Source organism: Serratia sp. AXJ-M (assembly GCF_046531865.1).
GTDB classification, from domain to species: Bacteria; Pseudomonadota; Gammaproteobacteria; order Enterobacterales; family Enterobacteriaceae; genus Serratia; species Serratia liquefaciens.
The window spans coordinates 123,404-141,577 of sequence record NZ_CP059394.1 but is presented as its reverse complement, the minus strand read 5'-3'; the positions used below and the strand labels follow the sequence as shown (position 1 = coordinate 141,577).

The 18,174-nt window shown below is 56.3% G+C and carries 13 protein-coding genes; 3 read left to right on the top strand and 10 right to left on the bottom strand.

Features of this window, described 5'->3' with window-relative positions; all coding sequences use genetic code 11:
- Nucleotides 1-4: 4 nt before the first annotated feature.
- From bcsB to bcsR, 4 genes are read right to left on the bottom strand one after another with little or no spacing between them, the layout of a single operon-like run.
- A complete protein-coding gene (gene bcsB, locus H0S68_RS00625) occupies nt 5-2,308 on the bottom strand; it encodes a cellulose biosynthesis cyclic di-GMP-binding regulatory protein BcsB (protein WP_020824738.1) in 2,304 nt (767 codons plus the stop codon).
- 55 nt (nt 2,309-2,363) lie between these two features.
- On the bottom strand, nt 2,364-4,967 hold the full coding sequence (bcsA, locus tag H0S68_RS00620) for a UDP-forming cellulose synthase catalytic subunit (RefSeq protein WP_410529091.1): 2,604 nt from the start codon (nt 4,965-4,967) through the stop codon (nt 2,364-2,366).
- Nucleotides 4,964-5,701 (bottom strand): cellulose biosynthesis protein BcsQ, encoded by a 738-nt coding sequence (gene bcsQ / locus H0S68_RS00615; protein ID WP_130016588.1) that lies wholly within the window; start codon nt 5,699-5,701, stop codon nt 4,964-4,966. The genes bcsA and bcsQ overlap by 4 nt, the downstream gene beginning before the upstream one ends.
- A gap of 3 nt (nt 5,702-5,704) precedes the next feature.
- Complete coding sequence (bcsR, locus tag H0S68_RS00610; RefSeq protein ID WP_046374762.1) at nt 5,705-5,896, bottom strand: cellulose biosynthesis protein BcsR; 192 nt, start codon at nt 5,894-5,896, stop codon at nt 5,705-5,707.
- A 201-nt stretch (nt 5,897-6,097) separates the two neighbouring features.
- Between bcsR and bcsE the strand changes: the two genes are divergently transcribed.
- The 3 genes from bcsE to bcsG are packed head-to-tail and all read left to right on the top strand — an operon-like array spanning nt 6,098 to nt 9,505.
- Nucleotides 6,098-7,666, top strand: coding sequence for a cellulose biosynthesis protein BcsE (gene bcsE / locus H0S68_RS00605; protein WP_046374763.1), 1,569 nt, complete (start codon nt 6,098-6,100; stop codon nt 7,664-7,666).
- Nucleotides 7,653-7,856, top strand: a complete 204-nt coding sequence (bcsF, locus tag H0S68_RS00600; RefSeq protein WP_020824733.1) for a cellulose biosynthesis protein BcsF — start codon at nt 7,653-7,655, stop codon at nt 7,854-7,856. The genes bcsE and bcsF overlap by 14 nt, the downstream gene beginning before the upstream one ends.
- Nucleotides 7,853-9,505, top strand: coding sequence for a cellulose biosynthesis protein BcsG (bcsG, locus tag H0S68_RS00595; protein ID WP_130016587.1), 1,653 nt, complete (start codon nt 7,853-7,855; stop codon nt 9,503-9,505). Before bcsF ends, bcsG begins: the two co-directional genes overlap by 4 nt.
- A gap of 484 nt (nt 9,506-9,989) precedes the next feature.
- Here bcsG and dppF read toward each other — a convergent pair whose 3' ends face one another.
- The 6 genes from dppF to H0S68_RS00565 form a co-directional block, all read right to left on the bottom strand.
- Nucleotides 9,990-10,979 carry a dipeptide ABC transporter ATP-binding subunit DppF gene (gene dppF, locus H0S68_RS00590; RefSeq protein ID WP_020824731.1) on the bottom strand — a complete coding sequence of 330 codons (990 nt, stop codon included), beginning with the start codon at nt 10,977-10,979 and terminating at the stop codon, nt 9,990-9,992.
- Nucleotides 10,976-11,956, bottom strand: coding sequence for a dipeptide ABC transporter ATP-binding protein (gene dppD, locus H0S68_RS00585; RefSeq protein ID WP_020824730.1), 981 nt, complete (start codon nt 11,954-11,956; stop codon nt 10,976-10,978). The genes dppF and dppD overlap by 4 nt, the downstream gene beginning before the upstream one ends.
- Nucleotides 11,957-11,971: 15 nt before the next feature.
- Nucleotides 11,972-12,874 (bottom strand): dipeptide ABC transporter permease DppC, encoded by a 903-nt coding sequence (dppC, locus tag H0S68_RS00580; protein ID WP_041414095.1) that lies wholly within the window; start codon nt 12,872-12,874, stop codon nt 11,972-11,974.
- Nucleotides 12,875-12,885: 11 nt separating this feature from the next.
- The gene (gene dppB, locus H0S68_RS00575) at nt 12,886-13,905 is read right to left on the bottom strand and encodes a dipeptide ABC transporter permease DppB (protein WP_020824728.1); all 1,020 of its coding nucleotides are present in this window, start codon (nt 13,903-13,905) and stop codon (nt 12,886-12,888) included.
- A 170-nt stretch (nt 13,906-14,075) separates the two neighbouring features.
- Nucleotides 14,076-15,683 carry a dipeptide ABC transporter periplasmic-binding protein DppA gene (gene dppA / locus H0S68_RS00570; RefSeq protein WP_020824727.1) on the bottom strand — a complete coding sequence of 536 codons (1,608 nt, stop codon included), beginning with the start codon at nt 15,681-15,683 and terminating at the stop codon, nt 14,076-14,078.
- Nucleotides 15,684-16,284: 601 nt separating this feature from the next.
- Entirely contained in the window at nt 16,285-17,976 is a 1,692-nt protein-coding gene (locus tag H0S68_RS00565; RefSeq protein ID WP_142816134.1) for a glycosyl hydrolase family 18 protein, read from the bottom strand.
- Between the last annotated feature and the right edge of the window lie 198 nt (nt 17,977-18,174).

The following is an 18,174-nucleotide window of genomic DNA, read 5'->3' as shown; positions in this document are numbered from 1 at the left end:
GCAATCAGTCCCGGTCTTCAGGTGACAGGCGACGGCGGCTGAAGGCCTTCAGGCCACGCCATAACATCAGCGCCAGCACCACCACGACCACCACGGCGATCACCGCCAGCCATACCGGATGGGTCGACAGCGCGTGCCAGATACGCTCCCACCATGGCAGATGGCCAACATAATAAACGTCGCCCACTCGCAGACTGTTCACGCCTGATTCACGGATCACCGCAACCGAGCCAAACACCGCGGCACGCTTGCCGCTGTCCAGCTGCGCCGTGTTCAACAGGTCGTAACCCCGCGCGCTGTCCGCCAGCAATGCCACAATGCTGCGCTGAGCGTTAAACGGCGACTGCACGCCGATAATTGCAGCCATCGCCCCTTCAGAACTGATGGTGGTTTTGCTGTCCGGCTTGGTGTCTTCTGCCAGCACGTCCATGGTCGGCAGCGGCAACTGCCGCGTCGGTTGTTTGACCCAGCTCTGGGTGGCGTCCACCAGCAGGCTGATCTTTTTATCGTCCTTCAGCTCCGGGGGAATAGTGCCGATCATCAAAATATCGGCATCCCGATCCTTGGCCTGCGACCAGTCGTCACTCAGCGTCATCGCCAACGCCGGGTAACCGGTTTGCGCGCCAATGATGCCCATCGCGTTCAGCAAAGCGCTGACCTGCGCCGGTTGCGGCTGCTTGTTCACCAACACCAGCGTTTGCGACAAATCGGCCAGGCGGCTGAAAGGGAAACCGGCATTGGCAAAAGCCCGCAGGTCCGGCATCGCCATAAAGTGACGGTAACCGGAGAAATCAATGGTCGATGCGCCGTCGATCACCGCATGGTTAGCGGTAAAGGAATAGGTTTCGCAACGACCTTCCGCGCCGCTGGCCAACAGCGTGGTGTAGTCAAAGTCGAAACGCAGTTGGTTGGTCGCCCCCAGACGCAGCGCCGGAATATTGACGTTCTTGTCCGAATCGATCAGCCCCTGGGTCAGTGGCAAGCGCAGCAACTGGGCCCCCTGCTCATGCTCCGGCACCAGCGAGTAAGCCTGCACGAACTGGTTGTTCAGGCTGACGCTCAGCCGCGAACCGTCCTGAATGCGCGGGGCGGTATAGCGGTATTTCAGGTGCATATCGATGCCGGTACTGCGGATCAGGAACAGGTCCGGCGGCAAATTCATGGTCAACGAAATGGGGCCCGGCTCGATACCGCTGGTTTGCAATTGCTCAGCGTACTGCTGCAGCTCGGCGAAGGTCATCGGCCGATCGGTGCGCACCCAGTTAGGCGCATCATAGGGCTGACGCGGAGCCAGCTGTTCGACCTTGTCCACCGTGACGTTTTGGCCACGGAACAGAATATTGCCCTGCGCGATACCTTTCACCGCGGTGATCAAATCGTTGTCATCGCGCCCCTGCACCAGCAGCAGTTTGATGTACGGGTTATCCGGATGGCTAATCATCTCCACCGTCGGCCCGTTGACCGCCGGATAATCCCGCAGGAAATCCGGACGCTGCTTGTTGGTGGCGAAGACGATGGCGTGCTGTTCCGGCAGCTTGTTGTACAGCGTCGGGAACGACTGACCGCGCCACTGTGCTTTGCTGCCGAACCACGAAGCCAAAATGCCTGCCGCGCGCTGCTGAGTGATATCCGGCTGGCCGGCAAACACCATCGGCAAGATCAGTGGGCGGTTATCGCGGCTGTCAAAAAACGGCTCCGGGAAATGCGACAGTTCGTTCTTCACCGGCAAGGTCTGGAAGCGCAGGTTCAACGAGCTGGATTTACTGACTTCCAACCACAAGGTCGTGCTGGCCGGGTTTTCGCAAATGTTTTGGTAATGGCCAACGAACACCAGCCGTACGCGGTTAAAATCGGTGATATAGCGAGGATCTATCGCCATTTGGATGCGATTTGGTTTACCGAGCTGCTCTTTGGCAAGGGTCGTCACCCCCATCAACTCATCATTAAGGTACACCTTGACGTGCGACTCCACCGGGATCAGCGACGGTGACGGCGTAAACTCCAGATCAAGCATCGCCTGCGACACCACCTCATCGCTGCGCACGCCGAATTCAACCTGGCCATCCGGCCGGGTACCGCGCAGGGTAAAGGTCCCCGGCGGCGGAGCAATAGTGGCGAACGGCAACTGCACATCACGAACCGGCGCATTCGGATCCACCGGCGCGGCCGATCCCATAGGGGTGGTGACCGACGCATCGGCGGGTATCGTCACCGGCGGCTGTCCGGTCGGCGCGGTGGCGGTTTCAGCCTGAGACAGGGTGCTGATGCCTAAGGCCAGGGCGGTAAACCAGGTTATTTTTCTCGTCATCGTATCATCATCAATGTTATAGCCTGGGGGCCAGGCGAGTGAGCGGGCGGTTTGCCTATACCACTGTCTCTTTTTGGCTGAAGGCCGGGGCTCTGCCAACGCCGTGTGGGATAAATGACACTCCCCACGCAATCAGCGTCGTGAACCCGACCAGCAGGCGGCGCACCATCGGCGGTGCATAATCCGCCATACGTACGTAACCCCGGAAGCCCAGCGCCAGAACGTCGCGCAGGCTTTCGATCGGTTTATCTTCAGGGAACCCGTCCTGCCACAACGCCCAGGTATCGGCGCGGGCAAAGGTGCACTGAATAAAATCAATGTGTTCGCGGGTGGTCATGGAAACCATACGGATCCCCACCTTGCTGCCGAAGGCTCGGGTCACCACACACGGAAAGCTGTATTCCTGCTGCCCGCGTTTGAGCAGCAGCGACACCTTGTCGCCATCTTTCAGCGCATCCGCTACGCGCATCTCAATGCCCACCCCTCCATCGGAATAATCGCGCAGCGTACAAGGGAACAGATGGCCGTCGGCACGAGCGATTGCGGCCGGCATCGCGATCTCTACCCGGTGCGCCTGACGCACCTGTTTGGCCTCTACCGCTACCGCCACCGCCCCACCGAGAATGGTCATGTTGTACAGCACCCACACCAGGCTGATGATCACCGTCATGACTTCATCGGCCGGGCCGTAACCCAGCCGCCAAACGCCGAAGAACAGCCCGGCCAGATTCAGGATCACCAGGAACATATAGGGCCGGGTGATCACCCAGTCGACGTGCTCTTCTTCCACCAGCCCGCCTTTGGCGGTGACGTTGAATTTGCCCTTGTGCGGATTGAACAGCGCCACCGTCGTTGGCCGGGCGATATACCAGGCCAATACCGTTTCGTAGATCTCACTCCAGAAAGAGTGCCGGTATTTCCCCTGAATACGCGAGTTGGTCAGACTGGCGTGGATCATATGCGGCAACACATACAGCGCGATCGCCAGCGCCGGGGCGAAAATGATGTAGGCATGCAGCAACAGAAAGGCCAAGGGTGCGGTCAGGAAGATCAACCGTGGAATACCGGACAAGAAGTGCAGCATGGCGTTGGCATAACATAACCGCTGCGCCAACTTCAGCCCCTTGCCTAACAGCGGGTTATCCAGCCGGAAGATTTGCACCATGCCGCGTGCCCAGCGAATACGCTGGCCAATGTGCGCCGACAGGCTCTCGGTCGCCAGCCCGGCGGCCTGGGGGATACGGATATACGCTGAGGTGTGTCCACGGCGATGCAAACGCAATGAGGTATGGGCATCTTCGGTGACGGTTTCCACCGCGATACCGCCGATTTCATCCAGCGCACTGCGACGCAGAATGGCGCAGGAGCCGCAGAAGAAGGTCGCGTCCCACATGTCGTTGCCGTCCTGCACCAGGCCATAGAACAGCGTTCCTTCGTTCGGCGTCTGACGAAAACGCCCCAGGTTGCGCTCAAAAGGATCCGGCGAGAAGAAGTGATGCGGGGTCTGTAGCATCGCCAGCTTTTTGTCTTTGAAGAACCAACCCATGGTCAGTTGCAGGAACGAGCGCGTGGGTACGTGGTCACAGTCAAAAATCGCGACAAACTCGCCGGTGGCCTGTTTCAGCGCGTTGTTGATGTTACCGGCCTTGGCATGCTCATGAGTTGGCCGGGCGATATACTTAACCCCCACCTCTTCGGCGAACGCTTTGAATTCTGGCCGGTTACCGTCATCGAGGATGTAAATACTGACCTTCTCTTTCGGCCAGTCGATGCCCAGCGCGGCGTAGATGGTCGGCTTCACCACCCCCAGATCTTCGTTGTAGGTCGGCACCAGCAAATCGATCGTCGGCCAGGTTGCGCTGTCGGCAGGCATCGGCACCGGCTGGCGATTCAGCGGCCAGACGGTCTGGAAATATCCCAACACCAGCACCACCCAGGCATAGGTTTCCGCTATCAGCAGCAGCAGGCCGCAGGTCAGGCTGAGCGGATCGTCCCAGTTCAAGGTGGCGGTATAGCGCCACCACAGGTAGCGGCAGGAAACGGTCAGCGACAGCACGATCAGCATCAGTCCCGGCAGACGGCCCGGTACCCGGCGCACCACCATGGCAATGGCCCACAGCAGCACCACAAACACAAACTGCGCCGGCAGATCGAACGGTTGAGAAATACAGAGTATGGCGAGGATTGCCGCCAATACGCCGACAATAATAAACAGCAGACGGCGCATGCGCTGGCTCATCCGGCCAAGGCGCTCAACCGAACGCTGCTCCAGCCCGGCATTTTCCAGCCGCTGTGGCAGGGTTTGCAGCCACTGGGCGTAGCGCAATTGCAACCGCCGCCAGCCGGCGAAACGATGATGGGTTACAGGTGCACGATCGGTGCGGAACACCAACAGCCACAACCCTTGCACCAGATAGCGCAGCGCGTCCGCCGGCCGCGGACGGCTGGAGGATAGATGGGGGAACCAATAGCTGCGCTCAGCCCGCAACCGTTGCCAGCCGGGGGATTCGAAACGCAGGAAAATCCAGCCCAGTGCCACCAGCAGCGTGGTGAAAAAGGCGGTAAACGCCGACGAACCATGCCGTCGGTAGTTACGGTAACGCGTCTGCACCGCCTGATGGACCGGCAGCACCAGCAGCAGGTTCATCACCCGGCTCATGGCGCCGTCCCCTTCAGGTTAATCAGACACCAGTTAGCCAGCGTCAGCACTTCATCCGCAGCCAGGCTTTCCGGCCGATATTCCCCCAAAGGCTGTTTCACCGCCAGGGCTTCGGCCATCGCCTCATCGCGGTGGATAACCACCGGCAACAATCCCCCCAGCGTTTGCAGCCACAGCTGGTGTAAATCCTGCTGGAGTCGGCTGGCGGCGAAATAGTGATTAATCAGGAAACGGCAGCCTTGCGGCAACGCTTGCTGATGCAGCCGCACCTGGCAGTTTGCGTCCGGAGCAATCAGGGTAAAGACGCAATCTGCTACCGCCAGCGCCTGCTGAGCCAGTGCTTCATCATCCGCCGGCAGATCCAACAGGATCCAGTTGTACTGCGCCGCGGCGTTTAGCTGCGCCAGATTGTTCTGCCAGCGGGCGGGCTGTTGCCGACAAGATTGTTGTACATTCACTCGTTCCGCCAGGGTGAGCTGGCCAAAGGGGAGAAAGTCGAGGTTTTCACAGTAGCGCATCGCGCCCTGTTGCCAATCGCCGCCGTCCTGCTCGGCCCGGGCCCAACCCCGCGCCAGCTCGAATGGGGTATTAAAATGCAGACGCAGCAGGTTATCCGGCGCAAAATCAATCGCCAATACCGACTCGCCCAGTTGCTGTAATGCCCACGCGAGCGCCGCGGTGACCGACGTCGCCCCCATCCCGCCTCGCAACCCCTGCAGAGCAATCACTGGCATAAACTAACGGCTCCCCGTGGTCTGCGCTAATTCGGCCAGCAGCGGCCAGTTGGCCATCATTTGCGTTAACCGCTCCTGACGTGCGATATCGACATAGCTTAATTTTGGCAGCGAAAATGCCTGACTAAGCGCCAGCAAATCGTCCTGAGTTTCCGATGGCACCACTGCGTGAAAGCGCGTTAATTGATCATTCATTCTGCCGCCTCAAAAAAATAGGCTAATGTTAATTACTATAGCAACGCTAAAAAAAAGACATGGCCAATAAGATGATTCTCAACAAATATTAGTACATGGCTGGTTTTAATTTTTTTATTATTGTTCCCAATGACAGGATGGCCGAATAGCTATACTCAGTTGGCCGCGATGACACTTTCAACGAAAGTAGAAAAATATCCTATGGCGCAATCTTTCTCATTAGGTGTTCGGCAGATTTGGGAAGAACTGTCTGTCATGCAAGCCCCGGGGCTGTATTGGGTGAATGTCGACCGTCAAACCGATGCCAACCTGCTCTGCCAGCAAACCTTGGCTGCCCAGGCTGCAACCAGCCAGGTCGCGTTGATATGCAGCGGAGAAAAACCTGACGGGTTGCTGGCGGCACTTGTCTCCCCCGCATTGAAAAAAATCCCGCTGTACCAGCTACCCGAGAAAAAAGCGGCACTGATGCACTTTAGCGACGACCTGATGCGCGCCCTAAAACCGCAAAATCGCCTATTGATTCTGTTGGCCCATGCCAGCTTATGGCAGACCTTCACCCGCGAAGAGTTGGGTGACTGGACCCGCGCCACCGGCGCCTGGCTGCGCCGACAAGGCTGCACGCTGCTGATCCTCAGCCACGGCGGCGGCGTGAATAAACTCAAAGGGCAACTCAGCACTCAACACCGCATCCTTAACGGGCTGGCCAGCCTGCAGTGGCAGCAGGACAGTGCACAGTATCTGGTTAACTGGTGGAGCACCGAAAACGGCATCAACGCCAACCAATTGCTGACGCTGTATGCCGGTGAGCACGGCTGGCAGGGTGACGACGACAGCAATAAACCTTCTCCGACCTCCATCCGCAGCGATGAAGGGCGCTACCTGGCCCAGCAGAGCATTCTTGAAGGCGCGCCGCCGCTATCGGCCAACTGGCAACTGCTGCAAACCAATGCGCAACTGGCGCAGCACGGCATGTTGACGCTTTCGGCTACGTTGATCTTCGCCCTGTACCAAAGTGATGAAATTGATGCGCTGGCGCATCAAATCCACAGCCTGCGCCGTCAGCGCGGCAACGGCCTGAAAATCGTGGTACGCGAGATGAGCGCCAGCCTGCGTTACAGTGACGAACGCTTGCTGTTGGCCTGCGGCGCCAATCTGATTGTGCCGCACGTGGCACCGTTGTCGCGCTTTTTGACCATGCTTGAGGGTATTCAGGGGCAACGCTTCTCGCGCCACGTTCCGGCAGATATTGATGCCCTGCTGGCCGGGCTGCGTCCGCTGCAACTGAAAGGTTATATGCGGCCGGACGATTTTAGTCAGGCGGTGATTTCGCTGATGGGCAACACGCTGCTGCCGGAAGACGGTAAAGGTGTGATGGTAGCGCTGCGCCCGGTGCCCGGGTTGCGCGCCGAACAGGCGATGACCCTGTGTTTTCTACGGCGCTTCGGCGACGTAATGACCGTGGTGCAAGGCCGACTGGTCCTGTTTCTCTCCACCTGCCGGATTAACGATTTGGATACCGCTCTGAAGTTTATTTTTCGTCTGCCGGTAGATGAAGCCTTCAGTAACCGGGTGGTGTGGCACCAGGACGTAGATATTATTTCTGAAATTAAACGGCTGGCGCACAACGCCAATATTCCGTTGCCTGCAGCGACCGCACAGGCCACACCGCGCCAGGCCGCCGCCGAGGCAGACCGCCCGCAGGAGCGCCGTCAACCGGTGGCTTTCACGCTGACTACCGGTGCGCAGGAGAATAAGCATGTTGAATCTTAACGACATTGTGCAACTGATTATTCTGTGCGCCATTATTTTCATCCCACTGGGTTACGCCTTTCACCGGCGTTTCCCGCACTGGCGTCAGTACTGGCAAAACCTGTTGTTATCACCGCGCTATTTAAAATCCATCGGATTATGGGTGCGCGAAGGTTCTTCATCTCAGATTAAGCGTAAGAAACAGCCATGAAGCCAACAAACAACCCGCAATCCGATAACTCCCTGTGGCGCTACTGGCGTGGGCTGGGTGGCTGGAACTACTACTTCCTGGCCAAATTTGCCCTGCTGTGGTTCGGTTACCTGAACTTCCACGCCTTGCCCAACCTGGTGTTCATGGCATTTCTGTTGATGCCGATACCGGCGATGCGTCTGCACCGCTGGCGTCATTACGTGGCGATCCCGATTGGGATTGCGTTGTTCTATCACGACACCTGGTTGCCCGGCATCAACAGCATCATGAGCCAGGGTTCGCAATTGACCGGCTTTAGCGCCCAATATCTGCTGGAGCTGATAAATCGCTTTATTAATTGGCAGATGATCGGCGCGGCCTTCGTGATGCTGATTGCCTACCTGTTCCTGGCTCAATGGGTACGGGTTACCGTATTCACCGTTGCCGCACTGGTGTGGTTGAACCTGGTCAACATTGCCGGGCCGGCCGTCTCCCTGTTACCGGCCAGTACCAACGCTTCTACCAGTAGCACCCCGGCAACGACGCAGCCGGCCACCGGGGGCGACAGCGCACCGGCGGACAGTGCGCCACCAACCAGCGCCAACCTGACGGCCTATCTGAATCAGTTCTACGACAAGGAAAAAACCCGCGCAACCGCCTTCCCGGCCAGCCTGCCTGCCGATGCTCAGCCGTTTGACCTGCTGGTGATCAACATCTGTTCGTTGGCCTGGGCCGACATGGACGCGGTAAAACTGGAAAACCATCCGCTGTGGTCGAAGATGGACATTATGTTCGACAACTTCAATTCGGCCACCGCCTACAGCGGCCCGGCGGCAATCAGGTTGTTACGCGCCAGCTGTGGTCAGCCTTCGCATCACGATTTGTATCAGCCGGTCAATCAGCAATGCTATCTGTTTGATAATCTTGCCAAGCTGGGCTTCAAAGAACAGCTGATGCTGGATCACTCCGGCGTGTTCGGCAACTTCCTGAAAGAGCTGCGCGAACAGGGTGATATGCAGGCACCGCTGATGTCTCAGGCCGGGATCGGCAATGAGCTGGCCTCGTTCGATGGCGAACCGATATACAACGATTTGGAACTGCTCACCCGCTGGCTGGATCAGCAGCAGAAAGCCGGTGATGCCCGCAGCGCCACCTTCTTCAATATCATTCCACTGCATGACGGTAACCGTTTCGTCGGTTCGAACAAGAGCGCGGACTATCAACCCCGGGCGCAGAAATTGTTCGACCAGTTGAACACCTTCCTGGATCAATTGGAGAAGTCTGGCCGCAAGGTGATGGTGGTGATCGTGCCGGAACACGGCGCGGCACTGGTGGGAGACAAAATGCAGATGTCCGGCCTGCGCGATATCCCAAGCCCGAACATTACCCATACGCCGGTAGGTATCAAACTGGTTGGTATGAAAGCGCCGCATCAGGGCAGCCCGCTGCAGGTCAAAACGCCAAGCAGCTACCTGGCGCTTTCCGAGCTGGTTTCTCGTTTGGTAGACGGCAAGGCCTTCACCGCACCGAGCGTAGACTGGCAGGCGCTGACGCAGAACCTGCCACAGACGGCGGTCATTTCCGAGAATGACAACGCCATCGTGATGCAATACCAGGGCAAGCCTTACATCCGGCTAAACGGCGGCGATTGGGTACCATATCCCCAGTAATTGCATTACCTGATGACTCAGGGGCATGCCTTCGGGCGTGCTTAGTCTGATGACAAACACCCGAAAAACGTGGTTTTCGGATGTTTGGGGTAAATCAGAAAACATAATCCTTTGTTTTTATTAGTCCCTAAATCAGAACTTTTAATTGCAAAGGACTTTATCAGCCATCTGGGCACGCCTTCAGGCGTGCTTTTTTTTGCAGCCATCAAGCTGCGGCGGAACCTTAATCCTTAACATTGGCTTTGGGCATTCCATTCCAATCGGCGTAATAATCCGGATAGAAAAAGCCAAGAGATTAATTATCAGTGGTTTGCGAAGATTCCTAATTCAGATTATTTCGTCAGGATTTCGCTAAGAAAAATAAGCGCCATTAATACAAATAAAAAATCCACTCAATAAACTAATTAATACGATCATAATTAAAAGCAAAAAAAATGCCGGCGTAAAAACCGGCATTTTTAGTTAATTTTCATGGATAACAAAGTTATGCCGCAGAATTTTCATCCTGATCGACCGCAAAGCAGGCCACCATCTGCTCGCCGTATTGCTTTAACTGGGGTTGCAGTTGGGTACAAGGCCCGAAAGCACGGCGGCAGCGAGCATTGAATGCACAACCTGGCGGCGGGTTCATCGGGCTGGGCAATTCGCCGGTCAGCTTGATGCGCTCGCGACGCATATCCGGATTCAGGCGCGGTGTCGCGGACAGCAACGCCTGGGTATACGGATGACGCGGATTATTGAAGATGGCGTCTTTACTGCCCTTCTCCACGCAGCGGCCGAGATACATCACCATCACTTCGTCGGCAATGTGCTCCACCACCGACAAATCATGGGAGATAAACACGTAAGACAGCCCCAAATCCTGCTGCAAATCCATCATCAGGTTCAACACCTGCGCCCGCACGGACACGTCCAGCGCAGAAACCGGCTCATCGGCAATCACTACGTCCGGGTTAAGCATCAACCCGCGTGCAATAGCGATACGTTGCCGCTGCCCGCCGGAGAACATATGGGGATAACGATCGTAATGCTCGGTTTTCAATCCGACCTTGGCCATCATCTCCAGCGCTTTCTCACGACGTTCTGCGCTGCTTAACGCGGTATTGATCTGCAACGGCTCCTCAAGGATCTGCCCGACCTTCTTGCGTGGGTTGAGCGATCCATAAGGATTCTGGAACACGATCTGGATCTTCTGGCGTCGCAGCTTCTCGGCAGTGACATCCGGCTTCAGCAAATCCTGCCCCTGATAGTACAACTCGCCGCCGGTCGGAACTTCAATCATCGTCAGCAGGCGACCCAGCGTCGATTTACCGCAGCCGGATTCGCCCACCACCGCCAGCGTTTTGCCACGCTCAAGCGTAAAGGAAACGCCATCCAGCGCTTTGACCAGCCGCTCCGGGGCAAATAGCCCCTTCTTGACCGGGTAGTGTTTCTTCAGGTCAATCGCCTGCAATAAGGGTTGGTTCTGGCTCATACGGTCGGCCTCCCCGCATCATCCAGCGGTGTGTGACATTTAACCTGACGGCCGGGAATGCTGCGCAGTTCCGGCTCTTCAGTACGGCAACGCTCATTGGCGTACGGGCAGCGTGGATTGAGCAAACAGCCGCTTGGGCGGTCATATTTGCCCGGTACCACGCCAGGCAGCGAAGCCAGGCGCGCTTTATCGGCGGCGAATTCCGGCAACGCGCGCAGCAGCGCCTGAGTATAAGGGTGACGCGGTGCGCGGAAGATTTCCGATGCCTTACCGGACTCCACCACCTGCCCGGCATACATCACGATGATGTGATGCGCCGCCTCGGACACCAGCGCCAGATCGTGAGTGATCAGCAACAGGGCCATATTTTCACGCTGCTGCAATTCCAGCAGCAGTTCGATGATTTGCGCCTGAATGGTCACGTCGAGCGCGGTGGTCGGTTCATCGGCAATCAGCAGCTTTGGTCGGCAGGCAATCGCCATGGCGATCATCACGCGCTGGCTCATCCCACCCGAAAGCTGGTGCGGATAAACGTCGAGACGCGAAGCCGGGTCGGGGATACCTACCTGGGTCAGCAAATCAACAGCCCGTTGACGACGAGTGCGGCGGTTGCCGCCCTGGTGCACCTTCAACGCTTCCATGATCTGGAAGCCGACGGTGTAGCACGGGTTAAGGCTGGTCATCGGATCCTGGAAAATCATCGCCACTTCCGAGCCCACCAGTTGGCGACGCTCTTTTTCGGAAATTTTGCGCAGATCCTGGCCGTTAAACTCCAGTTTTTCGGCCATCACCTTACCGGGGAAGTCGATCAGCCCCATAATCGCCAGCGAGCTGACGGACTTGCCGGAGCCGGATTCGCCGACAATGCCCACCACCTGGCCCTGCTCCACGCTGTAACTGATGCGGTCTACCGCGCGGAAGGGAGTGCCTTCGTCACCGAAGTGCACCGAAAGCTTGTCTACATTTAATAACGCCATCTCTCTCGTCCTCTGTTACTGCTTGAGTTTGGGGTCGAGAGCGTCACGCAAGCCGTCCCCCATCAGGTTAAATGCAAGCACCGTCAGCAGAATCGCCACGCCGGGGAAGGTCACGACCCACCAGGCGCTTTGAGCGAACTGCAGTACGTCGGAGAGCATGGTGCCCCACTCCGGCGTTGGCGGTTGCGCACCCATGCCCAGGAAGCCGAGAGCGGCCATATCCAGAATGGCGTTCGAGAAGCCAAGAGAGGCCTGGACGATCAGCGGCGCCAGGCAGTTTGGCAAGATGTTGATAAACATTTGGCGCAGCGCACCGGCGCCCGCCACGCGTGAAGCGGTGACGTAGTCGCGGTTCACTTCCACCAAGACCGCCGCGCGCGTAAGTCGCACGTAGTGCGGCAAGGCGACGAAGGTTAACGCCAGCGAAGCGTTGACGATGGAGGGGCCGAAGATAGCCACCAGCACCAATGCTAACAGCAGGCTCGGCAACGCCAACATGATGTCGACGATACGCATGATGATTGCATCTACCACGCCGCCGAAATAACCGGCCAGCAGGCCCAGCACCACGCCCATGATCAGCGAAAGCACCACCACCAGACAGCCGACCAGCAGCGACAGCCGCGCGCCGTACATCAGGCGCGACAGTACATCACGGCCCACATCGTCAGTACCGAGGATATATTGCCAGCTGCCGCCTTCCTGCCAGACCGGCGGTTTGAGCAGCGCGTCGCGGAACTGATCCGCCGGCGCATGCGGTGCCAGCACCCCGGCACCGATGGCGATAACGAACATCACAATGATATAAACCAGGCCGACAACGGCCCCTTTATTGCGCTTGAAATAGTGCCAGAACTCCTGAAACGGGGTCATGGGCTTCGGCGCACCTTTAACTACAGACTCAGTGACTTGAGACATTAGAGCGCCCCTTATTTCTTGTGGCGAATACGCGGGTTGACCACGCCGTAGAGCACGTCTACCAGCAGGTTAACCAGAATAATCATACAGGCGACCAGCAATACGCCGCCCTGAACTACCGGATAGTCGCGACGCTGCAACGCATCCATCAGCCAGCGCCCCAGGCCCGGCCAGGAGAAGATGGTTTCGGTCAGGATGGCACCGGCCAGCATGGTGCCGACCTGCAGGCCAATCACCGTTACCACCGGCAGCAAGGCATTGCGCAAAGCATGCACCACGATCACCCGCATGCGGCTCACGCCTTTGGCGCGCGCGGTACGGATGTAATCTTCGCCCAACACTTCCAGCATTGAGGAGCGCGTCATACGCACGATCACTGCCAGCGGAATGGTGCCGAGTACGATAGCTGGCAGGATCATATGCATCACGGCATCAGCGAAGTCGCCCGGTTCGCCCCAAATCAGGGTATCAATCAGCATAAAACCGGTTAACGGCAAGGTATCGTCGAGGAACACCGTGTCGCTGACCCGCCCCGATACCGGCGTCAGGTTTAGCTGCACCGAGACCAGCATGATCAGCATCATGCCCCACCAGAAAATCGGCATCGAGTAGCCGGTCAGCGAGATGCCCACCGCGGTATGATCGAATATTGAGCCTCGCCTGACTGCCGCCAGCACCCCGACCGGGATACCCACCAGCACGGCAAAAATCATCGCGCAGAACCCTAATTCCAGCGTGGCCTTGAAGCGTGGAACAAACTCATCCCAAACGGAGATGCGGCTTTTGAGGGACGTACCCAAATCACCCTGCAACACGTTGGATACGTAAGAGAAATATTGTTGATAGAGCGGTTTATCCAGCCCCATTTCCGCCATCAACTGCGCATGGCGTTCTGCGGAGATCCCGCGTTCCCCGGCCATGATGGTCACCGGGTCACCGGGGATCATATGGACGAATGCAAAAGTCAGCAAAGTTATGCCGATAAACGTTGGGATAACTAACCCCAAACGTCGGAGTATGAACTGCAACATATCCCGAACTCTCTGTATAAAGTGCCCGGCAGCTCATCGTCCGCCAGGCTTATTAAAGCTCACACACTTTGAACAATCCTGATGCCATACGCCGGAGACTGGTCAGCAGAAGCGCAACCTGTTGCGCCCCTGCCAAGTCCATTCGTGTGTCGCCGGCTTAACGGCCAGAATTAATCTAGAGAGACATTCTCAAAGTGATGCTTACCAAGCGGATCCACAACATAGCCCTTCACTTCTTTACGCACTGGCTCGTAAACGGTGGAGTGGGCGACAATCAGTGCCGGAGCCTGATCGTGCATCACTACCTGAGCCTGCTTGTACAGTTCGATGCGTTTGTCGTGGTTCGATTCAGCGCGTGCCGGTTGAATCAGATCTTCAAACGGCTTGTAGCACCAACGAGAGTAGTTGGAACCATCTTTCGCCGCCGCACAGCTAAACAGCGTGGCGAAGAAGTTGTCCGGATCCCCGTTGTCGCCGGTCCAGCCCATCATCACCGTCTGATGCTCGCCCGCTTTGGCGCGCTTGAGGTACTCACCCCACTCATAGGTCACGATTTTGGCTTTCACGCCGATTTTCGCCCAGTCAGACTGGATCATTTCCGCCATGCGGCGCGCGTTCGGGTTGTACGGACGCTGTACCGGCATAGCCCACAGATCGATGGCGAAGCCGTCTGCCATGCCCGCTTCTTTCAGCAGCTCTTTGGCCTTGACCGGATCGTAGGTGTAATCCTTCACCGCGTCGTTATAGCCCCACATGGTTGGCGGGATCAGGTTTTTAGCCGCCTGGCCTGCGCCCTGGTACACCGCGTCGATGATCGCCTGCTTGTTGACCGCCAGGGTCAACGCCTGACGCACCTTCAGGTTATCCAGCGGTTTTTTCTCAACGTTGAACGACAGGTAGCCAACGTTCAGCCCCGGTTGTTCCATCAGGTTGATGGTTTTGTCCTGCTTCATGCGGGCGATGTCAGCCGGGTTCGGGAACGGCATCACCTGACATTCGTTTTTCTGCAGCTTGGCGTAACGCACTGAAGCGTCTGGCGTGATAGAGAACACTAAACGGTCGATCTTCGGCTTGGTGCCCCAGAAACCGTCGAATGCCTTATAAAGGATTTTGGAGTCTTTCTGGTATTGCAGCAGTTGGAACGGACCGGTACCGATTGGGTTCAGGTCAACTTTTTCCGGAGTACCGGCTTTCATCATCACGTCGGCGTATTCGGCAGACAGAATGGATGCGAAGTCCATACCCAGGTCAGCCACAAACGGGGCTTCCGGACGGTTCAGCACGAAACGGACTGTGGAATCGTCCACCTTCTCGATTTTGGCGATCAGTTTCGGCATGTCCATGCCTTCAAAGTACTCATAGCTGCCGCCGGAGACTTTGTGATAGGCATTATTCGCGTCCAGCTGGCGTTCGAAGGAGAACACCACGTCGTCAGCGTTGAAGTCACGGGTCGGTTTGAAATCTTTGCTGCTCTGCCACTTCACGCCTTTACGCAGGTGGAAGGTGTAGACTTTGCCGTCTTCGCTAACGTCCCATTTTTCAGCCAGGCCCGGCTGCAGTTCGGTGGTGCCGATTTTGAATTCGACCAGACGGTTGTAAATCGGCACCGAGCTGGCGTCATAAGTGGTACCCGAGGTAAACAACTGCGGGTTGAACCCTTCCGGGGAACCTTCAGAACAGTAAACCAGAGTCTTGGCTTGCACGCTGGCCGCAACGGTCAACGCAATCAGCCCAATACCGAATTTCAGAATCCCTGTTTTTCCCAAGGAACTTGTCATCGCTAGTGCTCCATTATGTGATGTGATGTGTGTTTTACCGCCAGAGCCTGTATTTTTTATTGCGCGGCCTGTGCAGTGTGCCCGAAGGCTGGGAGGGATAATTGCGCGAGAGAGCCGGGTGGAACGCGTCCCGGTGGGGGCGTCTGAGCGCGTGGAATTCACTCAAACAACTCTCGCTCTTACCCCTGAGGCTACCAAATTGCCAACTGTTTGGGGTGTCGTCAATATAACCAGTAGGGATTTACACAGACTGTGAGAAACAGCAAACAAACATAAAAAAAACCTTTCTTTAACAGTTGCAGCATTAAAAATTATGCTACACGGTCATTTTTAGTTCGTTAGCCTGCACTGAAGAAAGTTACTGGTGTTTAACTCCGATAAAAAACTAAAAAAGTTTGTTTCTGAATGATGAATATCTGAACGGTTATTTTTGTGATCTGCGTTAAATACAGGATGAAATGCTGATCCCCTACCCGAAAGAGTGAGGCACTGAAGCCCTTTTTGATCGAGACGACTCCACAATCTATGCGCCGTTAAAAAACTTTCGTCTGTAAAAAGCCGGGGGCGAAAAGATATCCCCCGGCAACGTACTACAACCGATTTAAGGCGTACCGACGCTGTTGCCCAGGCTGCTGTTCATGTTATTCAGAATATCGCCGTTGTCGGCGTCAATTTCCCATGAGAACAACCCGCCCAGCTGCTTATCCAGCACATATTTGCCCTTCGCCTGCACCGAGCGCGCATCGTCGAAGGTGATCAGATCGCCAGTGGAAGGTTTGAAGACATAGGGTGCTTCAGCGGTAGCATCGTAGCTGTACTGCCATTCGCCGCTCATAAACTCATTGGCGATCTGGCGGTAATCCACGATGCCATTTTCCCAGGTGCCTTTCACCGGGCCAGTGGCGGTGCCGGTAAACGGAATGTTGTTCTGGTAACCGTTCACCCCGGTCCAACCACGACCGTACATGGCGGTGCCCACCACGATTTTGCCCGGCTTCACGCCCTGCGTGAGCAGTGCATTAACGCCATTCACCGTGGTATACGCCGTATCCGGTTTCCAGGCCGGCGCTTTCAGCGCAGTCTGGTGGCCCAGATTTTTCAGATCGAATGCCCCATAGAAGTCGTAACTCATCAGGAAAATGTGATCCATCGAGTTTTGTGCGGTGTTGTAATCCACCTTATCGATTTTATCCTTGCCGGCGCTGATCGCAGAGGTCAGTTCATACTTACGGCCCGTTTCCGCCGAAAGCTGATCCAGCATGGCGCGCAGCTCTTTCATCAGCTGCACATAGGTTGCCCCATCCTGCGTACTGCCCAGTTTCGGGTTAGCACCCTGCCCGCCCGGGAATTCCCAGTCGATATCTACGCCATCAAAGAACTTCCAGGTTTGCAGGAACTCCTTCACCGAGCCAACGAAGCGATCGCGCTTCACCTTATCGCCCATAAAGAAGAACGGATCGGATAACGTCCAGCCACCGATCGACGGCAGGATTTTCAGGTCCGGGCGCGCCTGTTTCAACGCCATCAACTGGCCGAAGTTGCCTTTGTAGGGGTCGTCCCAGGCGGTCACGCCCTTCTGACCTTTCTGCAGCGCAGCGAACGGATCGTGGATCGATACCTTAAAGTCTTCACGCCCCTGACAGGAACGCTGTAACGCCTGGAAGCTGCCTTCGATCTCTTTCAGGCTGTCGTTGATGCCGTCACCGCCACAGATAGGGATAAAGCCGTACAGCAGGTGCGTCAGGTTCTGAGCCGGAAGTTTATCGACGGTGAAATTACGGCCGTAAACGCCCCATTCAACGAAATAAGAGCCAACCACTTTGCCGGAGTCTTGTTTATAAGGCTTATTCTTTTCCAACAAAGGTTCTTTTAAAGGTGCCAAATGGCTACCGTCGGTATCTGCCACCACAATTTCGGTTGCATCGCTGGCGGTACAGCCGTCGGCGTTGCATAACGCCACCTGCATTTGATAACGGCCGCCTTTATTCACCTTAAAGTTTGCGGTTCCCGAACCACCGGTTGAGGCACCACTCCAAACTTCTTTGCCATTTAATAATACTTTTGCCGTGGTACCGGTATCGCCATTCCATAAATTCCATGAAACAGAAACGTCGGCGGCATTTTTTACTTTCACCAGATTATTATAAGCCGTCGCCGCTTGATCGACTTCGACAATGGCGAATTTGGTATTGCCCCAGGCCAACGTAGGTTTGCCCGGTGCAGCGGCCTGCGCCGCAGAGCACAGCGTGCTGCCGATCAGCAACGCCAACAGCGGTTTATTAAATTTGCGCATAACTGATTCCTTTATTCCGAGAGGATCAACATAAAATAATTAATCATGGCCACCCATTGTCGGAACAAAATAATCCCGCAATAATCCTGGCCGATTAAAGTCAATAAATAAGCATTCATCTTTCCACGCAACGGAAATCTATCATTCCCATTTCGTGTATTCAGACTATAGATAAAATAATCATTAAAACAAGATGGC

Bases quoted from the DNA above. Each gene is read 5' to 3' on its own strand.
- dppF (WP_020824731.1), bottom strand. From the start codon at position 10,979: ATGAGCCAGAACCAACCCTTATTGCAGGCGATTGACCTGAAGAAACAC.
- dppA (WP_020824727.1), bottom strand. From the start codon at position 15,683: ATGACAAGTTCCTTGGGAAAAACAGGGATTCTGAAATTCGGTATTGGG.
- bcsB (WP_020824738.1), bottom strand. From the start codon at position 2,308: ATGACGAGAAAAATAACCTGGTTTACCGCCCTGGCCTTAGGCATCAGC.
- bcsR (WP_046374762.1), bottom strand. From the start codon at position 5,896: ATGAATGATCAATTAACGCGCTTTCACGCAGTGGTGCCATCGGAAACT.
- dppB (WP_020824728.1), bottom strand. From the start codon at position 13,905: ATGTTGCAGTTCATACTCCGACGTTTGGGGTTAGTTATCCCAACGTTT.
- bcsQ (WP_130016588.1), bottom strand. From the start codon at position 5,701: ATGCCAGTGATTGCTCTGCAGGGGTTGCGAGGCGGGATGGGGGCGACG.
- bcsE (WP_046374763.1), top strand. From the start codon at position 6,098: ATGGCGCAATCTTTCTCATTAGGTGTTCGGCAGATTTGGGAAGAACTG.
- dppC (WP_041414095.1), bottom strand. From the start codon at position 12,874: ATGTCTCAAGTCACTGAGTCTGTAGTTAAAGGTGCGCCGAAGCCCATG.
- bcsA (WP_410529091.1), bottom strand. From the start codon at position 4,967: ATGAGCCGGGTGATGAACCTGCTGCTGGTGCTGCCGGTCCATCAGGCG.
- bcsF (WP_020824733.1), top strand. From the start codon at position 7,653: ATGTTGAATCTTAACGACATTGTGCAACTGATTATTCTGTGCGCCATT.
- H0S68_RS00565 (WP_142816134.1), bottom strand. From the start codon at position 17,976: ATGCGCAAATTTAATAAACCGCTGTTGGCGTTGCTGATCGGCAGCACG.
- bcsG (WP_130016587.1), top strand. From the start codon at position 7,853: ATGAAGCCAACAAACAACCCGCAATCCGATAACTCCCTGTGGCGCTAC.
- dppD (WP_020824730.1), bottom strand. From the start codon at position 11,956: ATGGCGTTATTAAATGTAGACAAGCTTTCGGTGCACTTCGGTGACGAA.